We start from the raw sequence: 12,638 nt of genomic DNA, 5'->3' as shown, positions 1-12,638 counted from the left end.
CGGGTCAGTGCAGGTCGACGGTGACGGGGCGGCGGGGGCGCAGGAACACGGGGCCGAGCAGCCCGGACGGGAGCGGCTTGTTGCGCTCGTTGGAGAGGGTGTTGGACACGCGGACGGCGAGGTGATTGGTGCCGGGGCGCAGTGCGTCGGTCACGTCGACGACGTACGGGGTCCACAGGGCGGGCGGCAGGGCGGTGCCGTTGACGGTGACCTCGGCGACCTCGCGGACGGTCCCGAGGTCGAGCTGGATGCGGCGGCCCGCGAGGACCGCAGCGTCGAGGGTGACGTCCTTGGTGTAGGTGGCGCTGCCGGAGAACAGCCGGGCGATGTCGCTCCAGCTGCCGAGCGGCCGGACGACGGGCTGGGCACCGTCCTGGTGGAGGGTGAGCGTCCAGTCCCCGTCGAGCGCGATCGGCTCCAGCGGGTCGGTGACGCGCGCGGTGCCGCGATAGGTGCGGCGGCTGTCGGTGCCGGTGAGGGCGTGGGTGCCGGGTGCCGTGGCGACCGCCTCGACGCGCAGTGCCCCGCGGCGCGCGGTGACGGAGGTGACCGGCAGTGTTCCGGCTTCCGTGAGGTGGGGCCGGGTCTCGCCGTCGCCGTCGCGGAAGACGACGGCGATCGTCTCGTACGGGCCGAGCCGCAGCGGCACGCGTACGCCGTCGCCGGGCCGCGCGGCGGCGCGATGAACGGGCGCGGGACGCGTCGAGCCGTCCGCCGGGGACCACCACTCCGGTACTCCGCGCGCCGGAAGCGTGGCCCAGGTGTCGACGGGGGCGGCGCTCTCGTTGTTGAACAGGAACGCGATGTCCTTGCCGCGGGTGGTCCGCAGGACCCGTACGGCGGGCGCGGCCGGTTCGAGCACGGCTGCCGCGAACTCCCCGGTGAGCGGGGCCAGTTCTCCGGCCGCGGCGACGCGGACTGCACGGCGGTGTCCGAACAGGTCGTCGAGGGCGCGGCGCAGTTCACGGTCGTGGCCGTCCGCCTCCCGCTCCGGCAGGGCGCCGACGGCGATCACGGTGCCGCCGTCGCGGGCGAAGCGGGCCAGCGCACGGACGGCCGCCGCCTCCAGCACGGGCGTCTCGGGCACGACGACCAGGTCGTAGCGGCCGCGGCCGACGGCCAGCCGGCCGCCCTGGACCCGGGCATGGAGCAGCAGGTCGGGGTCGTCGGCGAGCGCGCCCTCGTGCACGAGGTCGAAGTCGACCTGCGCGGACTCCAGGGCGTAGGCCGCCGTGGCGAACGCGTCGTCGAGCTCGTCCTGCTGTGCGGTGCCCGCCAGTTGCTCGGCCGCGCGCTGCGGCTGGAGCAGGGCGCTGCGGGCGGCGGAGGCGCCGCGCGCCACCTCCATGACACGGCCGATCCAGTCGGCGACCGGGCGCATCGCCCACCACCAGGGTGCGCGGGGGCCGAAGGGCGGCGGGAAGAACACCCTCGCCTCGTTGGTCCACAGCGCGTGCAGCACGGTGAGGTTGCAGCCGCGCGCCGCGAACGCGCCGAGGAGGGCGTGCACGAACTCCGGGGCCACCTGCCAGCCCATGTTGCCGAACGCCTCGATGACCACTCGCTCGCGCCCGGTCTGGTGTGCCACCGACGCCGGGTTGCGGGGGTCCATGGTGGGTTGCCCCGCCACGTACTCCGCGGTGATGACGTCACCGCCGGGCACCTGCGCCCACTGGTTGACCTTGTGCAGGTCGCCGGTGGACAGGATGCGCTTGGCGGGCCCCGCCTCGTCGTAGAGCGGGTTGGTGATGAGCCGAACGCGGCGGTCGGCGTACCAGTGGGCCTGCTTCTCGAAGTACTTGGCGAACCGGTTGGACACGGCCCGCCAGTACCTGCCGCGCAGGATCTGCCCCGCCGCGCCGAGGTCGTCGAAGGCGCTCGCGTACGCCGTGCCCGGCTCGGCGCCGGTCTCCCGCAGGGCGGCGGCGAGCGTCGGCGACCAGGGCAGCCGCTTGAACGGGTGCGGGCCGGCGGAGGCGATGAACGGTTCGTCGTCCCAGAAGCCGGGCACGACGTTGCCGAAGTAGCGGCCGAAGCGGCGGTGGTACTCGCCCGGCACCATGTCGAGCAGCAGCTCCGCCGGTTCGTCGTCGAGCAGGTCGAGATAGGCGCGGGTGTAGCCCTGGGAATCGTCGACGAGCGTCGCGCCGCCGAAGAGGTCGATCTGCCAGCGGCCCGCCGGCACCTGCCAGGCACGCCCGGCCGCCAGGTCGGCGCTGAGTTCGGTCAGCGCCTCGGCGTCGGCCACGCCGACGGGGCGGGCGGCGGCGGCGACCGGCGCGGCCGCGGCAGCGGGAACCTGCCGGGTGTGGAACTCGCCGGCCGATGCCGGGTCCTGGAAGTCCGAGGCGTGCAGCCGGCCGCCGTCGGCGGCCGTGACGGTCAGGTCCTCCCAGAGGGCGCGCTGACCGTCGACGGCACGGACGCCGACACCGCCGCGCGGGTGGGTCTCGTCGGTGACGGTGCCCTTGTCGCGGCCGTCGAGGGTGACGGAGATCGTCGTCCCGCGCACCCGGACGGCGAAGGTGTGGAACTTGGTGCGGTTGAAGCCGTCCGTGCGGCTGCTCCTGGCCAGTTCCTGTGCACTGCCGCCCGTCAGACGGAAGACGGTGACGACGCCGGTCTGGTCGAACTCCACCGCGTAGCCGTCGGCGCCGGTGGCGGAGGCCCGGACGACGAGCCCGACGGAGCCGGTCTCGGTCTTGGCGTTGCCGGTGACGTCGTAGTCCGTCCAGTCCTCTCCCCCGCGTACGACGGCGGCCCCGGCGAGGACGGCCGCGTCCGCGACGAGCCGGCCCGCGGTCACGCCGACGCCCGTCGTCTCGCGCAGATCGACGCGGGCCGGCCCCTCGACGACGGTCGTGGACCGCCACAGTCCCTTCAGGCGCAGTTCGGGGCGCGGGCGGTAGGCACGGGAGCCGACGGTGCCGCCCTCGGCGACGAGGTAGGCGGCACGTCCGCTGGGGAAGTGGTTGTCGTTGAAGATCCACACCCGCATGCCGGTGCGTTCGGCCTCCTCCAGCACGTGGCCGACGACGTCGAACCACTCCTCGGAGAAGAAGACCGGTTTCATCTCGTCGTTGTCGTAGGGGAAGAGGATGACCTCGTACATCCCCTTGTCACGCAGGTCCGCCATCTGCCGGTCGACCAGCTCGTGGGTGACGGGGCCGTTCCAGTACCAGTAGACGGTGGGGCGGCTGTCGCGGGGCGGGGCGGCGAAGGCGGCACGGCTGAACCCGGCCGGCCCGGGGGCGGACCCGGGGCCGGAGTGGGCGGCTGCCGGGAAGGTGCCGCCGACCGCGGCGGCGGCGGCACCGGCGGCGACGACGAAGGTGCGTCTGCTCAGGTCGAATTCGGGCATGGGTGTGGACATCGAGCGCTCGCTCCTCAGCGGCTGGGAAGGGGGACGGGACTCAGACGCGGGCGAGGGCGCCGATCTCCGTCGGGGACAGGGCGCGGTTGACGACGCGGAAGTCGTCGATCGCGCCGTGCAGGAAGGGGTGGATCGTGTTCTGGGAGCGCCCCAGGTAGTTGCGGGATGTGGCGCCGAGCAGCAGCGGGCTCATCACCAGCGCGTCGTTGCGGCCGGCCTCGGCTCCGTCGATGTAGAGCACTCCGCTGCCGCCGCCCGTACGGCCGCGCGCGCCCGCCGCGAGCGTCACGGCGACGTGCGTCCAGCGGCCCTGGGCCAGGGGCCCCTGGGCGTCGATGACGTCCTCGCCCTCCATCCCGGCGATCTTCAGGGCGGCGCGGGCACGGCCGGAGCCGGTGCGTGCGGCGAGGAAGAGGTACGTGCCCTTGTGGAAGCCGAGATCGAACACGCGGGCCGAGTTGACCAGGGTGTCCACCCGGACCCAGGCGCTGACCGTCAGCTCGGCCAGTCCCTTGATCAGTCCGGGCGGCAGGACGACATGGCCGTCCACGCCGTCGAGCTGGACGCCGTCGCGCCCGGCGTCGTGCGGGGCCCACCGGGCGCCACCGGCCAGGGCGGCGGCCGGGAACGTCCCGGTGGTGTCGGTGCCGTCCCCGCGGTCGAAGGTGAAGCGGGCGACCTCGCGGGCCGGACGCCGACGCGGGGGTACGGCGAAGTAGACGTTGTAGCGCTGGTGGTGGACCCGGTGGAAGGGCAGCAGCGGTACCGCCGCTCCCTCGGCGACGGCCGTGAACTCGGGCGTGTCCGACCGCACCCTGCGGACCGACGCCGGGTCGAGGGCGGGGATCGTCGGCGACTTGACCTCCCCGAAGGCTCCGGCGAGCACCAACGGGCCGTACGTGACCGCCTGGACGTGCGGGTTGTCGGGCGCGGGACGGCGGACCAGCTCCATCGGCAGGGCGAGCTCCACGGTGTCCCCGGCGCGCCAGTGCCGTTCGAGGGTCGCGTAACGGCCGGGCCGGGCGCCGGCGTCCGTCGCGCGGCCGTTGACCCGCAGGGTCGCCCGTCCGGCGAGCCAGCCGGGGATGCGCACCTTCAGTGCGAAGCGGCCACCGCCCCGGACGACGGTGAGACGGACGGTCTCGGCGTCCGGGTAGCGGGTCTCCTGCCGGAGCGTCACGCCGTGTGCGTCCCAGTGGACCTCGGACGGGATGAAGAGGTTGACGTACAGGGCGTCCCGTGTGTGCGCGTAGACGGTGTCGGCGAACTTCGTCTGGGTCTCCAGCGCGGTGCCGTGGTCGCAGGAGAAGTTGTCGTAGTCGCTGCTGTAGCTGCCGGGGGCGGCGCCGAGCCCGCTCTTGGGCTGTCGCTGCGAACCGGCCCACAGCCCGGTGTAGTAGGTGACGTAGCCGTGGGCGGAGTCGGGGTCCTGCTCGCCGAGCATCTGGTTGAGCAGGGTCCACTCGTAGTGGTCCATGTAGGCGGCCGTGTCCGGGTCGTGCAGAAAGAGCTGCCGGCCCAGTTTGAGCATGTTGTAGCTGTTGCAGTTCTCGCAGGTGTCCTCGGAGAGCCTGCTGACGATCTCGCCGGGCGGGCCGAAGAACTCCTGGTTGGAGTTGCCGCCGATGGCGTACGAGTGGTCGTTCACGACCGTGTGCCAGAAGTACTCCGCGAGCCGCAGGTAGCGCTGGTCGCCGGTCGACTCGTACTCGTGCACCGCGCCGACGATCTTCGGGATCTCGGTGTTGGCGTGGCGGCCTGCGAGCTCGTCGCGGCCCTCCGCGAGCGGCCCGAACACCTCCTCGTGGTCGAAGCGGCGCGCGGTGCGCAGGGGAACGGGGTCACCGGTGACCTGGTGGAGCCGCGTCAGGACGTCGTTCATGCCGCCGAACTCGACCTTCAGCACCGATTGCATCGTGGCGTGGGGCAGCGCCGCGGTGCGCCGCTCGGCCCAGTCGGCCATGGCACGCAGCACGTCCAGCGCCTGTGCGCTGCCGACGAGTTGATGGCAGTCGAGCAGCCCCGCCATGATCTTGTGGAGCGTGTAGTACGGCGCCCAGGGCTTGCCCCCGGCCTCCAACTGGTCGAAGACCTGCTCGGGGAAGGCCGAGAGGTAGCCGGGGGAGAATCCGGCGCCCGGTGAGGCCGCCTGGCACTCGGCGAGCGCGGCGATGATTCCGCGGGCCTTGGCGGCGTAGGCCTCGTCGCCGGTGTTGGCGTGGGCGAGGGCCAGACCGGAGAGCAGGTGCCCGGTGGTGTGGCCGCGCAGCAGCACCGTCGGGGCCTCCCAGCCGCCGCACGGCTCGGCCGTGGAGGGCAGGCCGACGTTGGTGCGGAAGGTGTGCAGCAGCCGGTCGGGGTCGACGGCGAGCAGGTAGGCACAGGTTCGGCGCATGTTGGCGCGGAACGGGCCGTCGAGAAGCGTCACCGCGCTCAGGGGGAACGGGGAGAGCGCCGGGCGGTGCGCGACATGCCCCGCGGCGGCGGGTGCGACGAGCCCCGGCGCGGCACCGGCGGCGGTGGCCGTGCCGGCGGCTCCGAGGGCGGCAGCCGTGGTGACGGCACCTGTGCTCGCGATGAAGTGACGCCGCGTCAGCGGATGTGAGGGCATTGAGAAAGAGCTCCTTTGACCCACGCGATTGAAACGTTTCGGAGAGCTGACGGTCACTCTGGGGCCACACCGTGAACTCGGTCAAGGGGCGTGCTTGAAGGGAAAATTTGCGAGCGGCCACCCGACCCCTTGCCGCGACCCAACCAAGCACGTATGTTTCCGCCGGACTTGTTGAATCGTTCAAACCATGAGTGCGCAAAGACGTGCACAGCAAGGGGGCCGGCGTGAGCCTGCGGCGAAGAGCGCTGCTGAAGATGGGAGCCGCGGCCGGAGCCGCGATGGCCCTGCCCTGGGGCACGGCCGCGGACGCGGCCGCGGCACCGTCCACCGGACACGGCCCCTCGCCTGACCTACATGGCTTCGTGCCCCGCGTGTTCGCCGCTCCCGGCGCCGCCGTACGCCCGAAATTCCGCTGGTGGTGGCCCGACGCACTCGTGGACACCGATGAGGTCGCCCGAGAGATCGACCAGATCGCGGCCGCCGGCTTCGGCGGAGTCGAGATCGCCGCCGTCACCCACAGCATGCGCGGCGGCGAGACCATCGACCCCGTCCCGCACGGCTGGGGAACACCCGCCTGGGTCAGGGCCGTCGAGGCGGCCCTGCGGCAGGCAAAAAAGCGGGACATCACCGTAGACCTGACCCTGGGACCCGCCTGGCCCAACTCCGTGCCCTCGGTCACGCCCGACAGCCCGGCCGCCGTGAAGGAACTGGCGCACGGGACCGTCACGCTGACCGCCGGCCAGAGCTGGACCGGCGCGCCCCCGGCGCCCGGCACGCCGCCCGCCGAAGGCGTCACGAAGCAGCAACTGCTGCTGGTACAGGCGATCCGGATCACCGATGCCGCCGCCCGGCCCGTCCTGCTCGACCGAACCACGGTCACCGACATCACCCACGCCGTGACCGACGGAGAGCTCCGCTGGACGGCCCCCGACGACGGCGCCCCCTGGCTCGTCATCGCCTACTGGGAGCGCGGCTCCGGCCAGCGGCCCGAGGGCCCGCACCACACCGACCCGCTCAGCTACGTCATCGACCACTTCAGCACCGAAGGCACCCGCGCCGCCATCGAGTTCTGGGAGCGGCACCTCCTCCCGCCGAGCACCCGCAAGCTGCTGCGCGAGACGGGCGGCGCCCTCTTCGAGGACTCCATCGAGCTCGAAACCGACGAGACGATGTGGACTCCCGCGCTTCCGGCCGAGTTCGAGAAGCGCATGGGCTACTCCCTGCTGCCCTACCTCGCCACCGTCGTCGAGCGCGACGAGGACCCCGTGCACGCCTTCGGGCAGGACCTCGACAAGGCCGTACGCCGCGATGTCATCGAGGTGCTCTCCGAGCTGTACGTCGAATACCACCTGAAGCCGTTCCAGGAGTGGGCCCACCGGCTCGGCCTGCGGCTGCGCGTCCAGCCGTACGGCCCGGGCACCGACTCCATGTGGGCCGCCGCCGTGCTCGACATCTCCGAGGGCGAGTCGCTGGGCTTCAAGAACGCCGACGACTTCCGCTGCCTGGCCGGCGGCCGGGACATGGGCGGCAAGGACATCCTGTCCAACGAAGCGGGCGCGACGGCCGGCGGCGCCTACGGCACGACATGGGACGCCACGCTGCGCAAGCTGGTCGTCCAGTACGCGGCCGGGGTCAACCAGGCCGTCTTCCACGGCTTCGCCTACGCCGAGGCGCCCGGCGCGGCCTGGCCGGGCTTCGCCGCCTTCTCGCCGTACAACGGCAGCGGCGGGTACGGCGAGGCATGGGGGCCCCGGCAGCCGACCTGGGGCCATGTGCGCGACATCGCCGGGTACTTGAGCCGTACCCAGCTGATCCTCCAGACCGGGGTCAACAAGGCCGACATCGGCATCCTGCGGCAGAAGGGCCCCGCCGGCACGGGCCTCGGGGCGCCCTGGTTCACCGCCGACGGCGTGCCCGTGGGCTGGACGCACCTCTTCCTCAGCCCGCGGCTGCTCGATCTGCCGTCCGCGAAGGTGCGGGACGGACGGCTCGCCCCGGAGGGCCCCGGGTTCAAAGCGCTCGTCATCGAGGGCGACGTCCTGAGCGGCAAGGACCGCACGATGCAGATCGACGTCGCCGAGAAGCTCGTCGGCTGGGCCAGGGCCGGTCTGCCGCTCATCGTCATCGGCGACTGGTCCGACGCCCGCGTCCCGGGCCTCGCCGGTCCCGGCGACAACGAACGGCTGCGTGCCCTGTTCACCGAACTGCTGGCCCTGCCGAAGGTCCGCGTGGTGCCCGACCGGCCCTACGTGCCGGAGGCCATCGCCGCACTGGGCCTGCGCCGCGACGTGGAGTACGCCCAGCGCTCATGGCTGGTCCACGCCCACCGCGCCGACCGGGAGGCCGACTACTTCTTCTTCGCCGTCGACTCGGTGACCAAGAACTCGGCCACCACCCGGCTCAACCACGACGTCACCCTCACGACGCGCTGGCGGGACACGGTGCCCTACCGCCTCGACGCCTGGACCGGCGCGGTGGAGCCGCTGCCGCTGTACTCCCGTACGGACGACGGACGGATCCGCCTGCGCGTCACCCTGGAGCCGGGCGCGACCGCGATCGTCGCCCTGGTACGTCCGGGCGCTTGGGCCGACCGCCCGTACGTGTCGGCCCGGACCAGCGAGGCGGCGGAGGTGCTCCGCGGAGCGGGCGGCCGCCCGGAGATCCGCGACGTCCGTCCGGGCACGTACCGTACGACGCTCCACGACGGCCGGACCGTCGAGACCGTCCTGGGCGGGTTGCCCGAGCCGATCCCGCTGACGCGCTGGTCCCTGACGGTCGAGGACTGGCAACCGGGCGCCCGCCCCTCCCAGACCCTCAAGCCGCGCCGCGAATTCACCCTCGACGCCCCGGCCGCCTGGCCCGCGATCCCGGGCCTGGAGGACGTGTCGGGCATCGGCCGCTACCGCACCACCGTGCACCTGGACACACCGTGGACGGGCGGGTACGGGGCCTACCTCGACCTGGGTGAGGTCTTCGACACCTTCCGTGTCACCGTGAACGGGCACCGGCTGCCTCCGGCGGACCAGTTGACGCCGCGGGTCGACGTGGGCCCGTACCTGCGGCGGGGCGCCAACACCGTGGAGGTGGAGGTGGCGACAACGCTGCTGAACCGCCTGCGGGTCGCCAACGCGCCGGTCTTCGGCGGGGCGAAACGCCAGAACTACGGGCTGGTGGGCCCCGTTCGCCTGGTGCCGTACGGCCGCGCGCCGCTGACCTGACCTGACCCGGTAGGTCGGTCGACGACCGTGGGGCGCCCCCTGTCTCGAGGGCGCCCCATGTGTTCCGTGCCCGGTCCGGTCGGAGAGCTGCCCAGCCGTGGGCACGGCGCTGAGCCGCGCAGGTACGTCAGACGCGTCCGGCGAGTAGGGCGGCAGCCGGCACGGCCGGAGGCCGAACCGGCGCGGCGGGCCGGCTTGCCGCGATCCTCAGTCGACGAGCCCCGTGGGCCTCAGCTCCCGCTCCAGCAGCGGGGTCAGCGCCGCCGCGTACGACTCCGCCACATGGCTCTCGTCGCGGTAGACGAACGTGTCGCCCACCACGAGCGGGCAACGGCCGCCCGGGGCGCAGAACCAGGGCATCGGGTCCAGCAGCGACGCCTTGACGTGCCGGGCCGCCCGGCGGCTCGCCTCCCTGAGAACCGGACTCTTGACCGCCTCCCGGGAACTTTGCTCGCAGGCCGGCAGGTCCAGGGGACGGCTCGCGGCGCATTCCACCGCGTCGTTCCTCGGCCACGGGTTGTCGAGGAGAACCAGAAGGTGCTCGGAGCGGCGGGCCAGTTGCCGGTAGACACGTTCGTACCCGGCGCGCCATTCTGCCGACGGATCCGCCATCCGCTCGGCCGGGGTGGCGGCCTCCGACGAAGAGGTCACGACCAGCTGCGGCCGCAGCCGCCCGATACGGTTCAGCGCGTCCTCGCGCCAGTTCTCGCAGGCCTTGTAGGGGCGGTTCTGGGCGACGATCATCACGTCGGCGGTCTTGCACGACGACTTCGTCAGCGACACGAGCTTCCACCCGTGCTTGCGGCTGAGGCTCTCCAGCGCGGGGAACCACTGCGCGGCATGGGAGTCGCCGAAGAGGACGACCACCTTGTCGGAGGTCCGGTCACCGTAGACACAACCGGGGGACTTCTCGCCGCCGTAGCCGACATGGCAACCGTCTCGGTAGACGGCCGACCGTTGCTCCTTCATCTCGGTGAGCCGCGGTGACAGGTTGCGCGGCAGGCTCGCCGCCGATCCGGCGACGAGTTCCTCCAGGCCGGTACGGGGATCGTCGGCCGCCGCGAGGGCCCTGTCCAGTTCCGGGGCACGCGCGGTCGAGCTGATCGCCGGCGGGAAGGACGCCGCGACCAGGGCACCCGCGACGACGGTCGCCGACAGGCCCAGTCCGAGGGCGAGGGCGGCGGCGGACCTGCGGCGCAGCGACCGGCGATGCCGGATCGGGTTCTCCACCAGGTGCAGGGTGACCCAGGCCAGAAGCAGGGCCATCAGCGCCAGCACGAGGGAGAGCTCCGGGGTGGGCGTACGCGTCAGAGCGGACGGGCCGATCATGAGCACGGGCCAGTGCCAGAGATACCAGCCGTAGGAGAGACCGCCCAGCCAGGTCGCCGGTGGTACGGACAGCAGCCGTGACGCGAACGGCGGGGACGCACCGCATCCGCCCGCGATGACGAGCGCCGCTCCGGCCACGGGCACCAGCGCGTGGTAGCCGGGGAAGGGGGTGCGGTCGTCGTACAGCACGGCCGAGGCGAGGATCCCGGCCAGACCCAGCCAGGTGGCGGCTTCGGCCAGCGGGCGGGGAAGGTGCGCGAGCGCCGAGGCGGCGAAGGCGAGCAGGCTCCCGGCACCCAGTTCCCAGAGCCGTGTGTGCGGACCGAAGTACGACCAGGACGGCGAGGCCTCACCCACACCGACGGAGAAGGCGAAGGAGACCAGGCACAGCACACCCAGGGGCAGAGCCTTCAGCCATGGCCGTCGAAAGCACTTCCAGCTCACCAGCAGCAGCACCGGCCACAGGAGGTAGAACTGCTCCTCCACCGACAGCGACCAGAAGTGCTGGAACGGCGAGGGGGCGGCACCCTCGCGGAGGTAGTCGGTTCCGGAGGCCGCCAGGTCGACGTTCATGAAGTACAGCGCGCCGGCGAGCGCGTCGTTCATGAACTCGGTGAAACGGATCTTGGAGGCGAAGAACCAGCAGCCGGCCATGGTGGTGAGGGCCACCAGGGTGGCCAGCGGCAGGATGCGCAGCGCTCGCCGTGCGTAGAAGCGCCGCAGCGACACGGACCGCGAGCGCTCGGCCTCTCTGATCAGGCCGCCGGTGATGAGGAATCCGGAGATGACGAAGAAGACGTCGACACCGATGTATCCGCCGCTGACGAAGGGCAGCTGAGCGTGCGCGAGCACGACGAGCGTGACGGCCAGGGCGCGCAGCCCCTGGATGTCCTTGCGCAGCGACGGTTCCGGGGAGTGGACGGGGCGGCGGGAACGGGGCCCGTGCTCCGGGGGTGGTGAGGAGCCGGGCTGCCGGATCGAGTCACGTTCCTGCTCGGCGTACGGGGTGATCAGGGGGTGGGTCACACACGCACCTGTCCGCTGCGCCGGGTCGGTTCTTGTGAGGGCGGTCATATGAGGGTGGGCCGGACGCCGTGGTCGTCGGACCGCGCCGGACGCCGCGGGCACAGTGCCCCGCCGGACGTGCCATGCCCGGGAATCACGGCCGGGCCCGGGCCCCGCACCGCGGTCAGCGGCCGCCTCACTTCAGGACACAGTGTCCAACGAGCTGTCCAGTACGCTGTGAGCCGTTCGCCGACGCGACCTCCCGCCCTCCGGGCACCTCCCGGACGGGACCGACGTCGCCCGCGGCACTCCCCCGGAACGAAGCCGCCGAATGTGACCACGGTCACCGAGACCCCTCGCGGCGCACGGACAGGACAAGACGTGGAAGACTCCCTACGCACCCGCATCAGAGCAGGCGATGAACAAGCCTTCGCACAGTTGTTCCGCGCACACGCCACGGCCGTCTACGCCTACGCCGCACGTCTGACCGGCGATGGCAGCGCCGCGGAGGACGCCGTCTCGCTGACGTTCCTGGAAGCCTGGCGGCTGCGCCAGAAACTCCTCCCCGACTCGGAGTGGCCCGGCCGCACACCGGGATCCCCCGAGGACGGCGGCAGCGCCCGGGAATCGGCCGACGACGGCCTTCGCCCCTGGATCTTCGGCATCGCCACCAATGTCCTGCGCAACATGCAGCGGACCGCCCGCCGCCACAGCGCGGCCCTGGCCCGGCTGCCCCGCCAGGACGCCGAGGACGACTTCTCCGAAGACCTCGTCGCCCGCCTCGAGGACGCGGAACGGCTCGCCGCCGCTCGCACGGCACTCGGCCGGCTGCGCAAACGTGAACGTGAGGTCTTCGCCCTGTGCGTGTGGTCCGAGCTGAGCTACGCGGAGGCCGCGGCGGCACTCGATGTGCCGGTCAGCACCGTCCGGTCGAGGCTCGCACGTGCCCGCCAGCGCCTGCGACGGCTGGCCGAGTCGGAACTGGGCCGACGCTCCGTGATCCGCAGTCGGGGAAAACCGAGACCCTCCTCCCCGACCGGACAGGAGAAGGTTGGCCGCACCGACGCGGCCCGGCTGACACAGTGACAGGCACAGGAGAGGC

Annotated in this window: 5 protein-coding genes; 2 read left to right on the top strand and 3 right to left on the bottom strand. The window is 72.4% G+C overall.

The annotated features are described in order from the left end of the window. Window positions 1-4: 4 nt before the first annotated feature. Together DN051_RS36220 and DN051_RS36215 are read right to left on the bottom strand one after the other, a co-directional pair. Complete coding sequence (locus DN051_RS36220; RefSeq protein WP_246040711.1) at window positions 5-3,373, bottom strand: glycosylhydrolase-like jelly roll fold domain-containing protein; 3,369 nt, start codon at window positions 3,371-3,373, stop codon at window positions 5-7. 40 nt (window positions 3,374-3,413) lie between these two features. Continuing rightward, window positions 3,414-5,984 carry a glycoside hydrolase family 127 protein gene (locus DN051_RS36215; RefSeq protein ID WP_112440911.1) on the bottom strand — a complete coding sequence of 857 codons (2,571 nt, stop codon included), beginning with the start codon at window positions 5,982-5,984 and terminating at the stop codon, window positions 3,414-3,416. A 224-nt stretch (window positions 5,985-6,208) separates the two neighbouring features. On the opposite strand from DN051_RS36215, the gene DN051_RS36210 reads away from it, so the two are divergent. Then, the gene (locus tag DN051_RS36210; protein ID WP_342781502.1) at window positions 6,209-9,202 is read left to right on the top strand and encodes a glycosyl hydrolase; all 2,994 of its coding nucleotides are present in this window, start codon (window positions 6,209-6,211) and stop codon (window positions 9,200-9,202) included. Between the two features lie 207 nt (window positions 9,203-9,409). Here DN051_RS36210 and DN051_RS36205 read toward each other — a convergent pair whose 3' ends face one another. Continuing rightward, entirely contained in the window at window positions 9,410-11,557 is a 2,148-nt protein-coding gene (locus DN051_RS36205; RefSeq protein WP_246040710.1) for an acyltransferase family protein, read from the bottom strand. Between the two features lie 360 nt (window positions 11,558-11,917). On the opposite strand from DN051_RS36205, the gene DN051_RS36200 reads away from it, so the two are divergent. Beyond that, complete coding sequence (locus tag DN051_RS36200; RefSeq protein ID WP_112440907.1) at window positions 11,918-12,622, top strand: RNA polymerase sigma factor; 705 nt, start codon at window positions 11,918-11,920, stop codon at window positions 12,620-12,622. Window positions 12,623-12,638 lie beyond the last annotated feature (16 nt).

Source organism: Streptomyces cadmiisoli, from assembly GCF_003261055.1.
Classification (GTDB): domain Bacteria; phylum Actinomycetota; class Actinomycetes; order Streptomycetales; family Streptomycetaceae; genus Streptomyces; species Streptomyces cadmiisoli.
The sequence above is the reverse complement of the archived record's forward strand: the minus strand, read 5'-3'. Positions and strand labels throughout refer to the sequence as shown.

Bases quoted from the DNA above. Each gene is read 5' to 3' on its own strand.
- DN051_RS36220 (WP_246040711.1), bottom strand. From the start codon at position 3,373: ATGTCCACACCCATGCCCGAATTCGACCTGAGCAGACGCACCTTCGTC.
- DN051_RS36215 (WP_112440911.1), bottom strand. From the start codon at position 5,984: ATGCCCTCACATCCGCTGACGCGGCGTCACTTCATCGCGAGCACAGGT.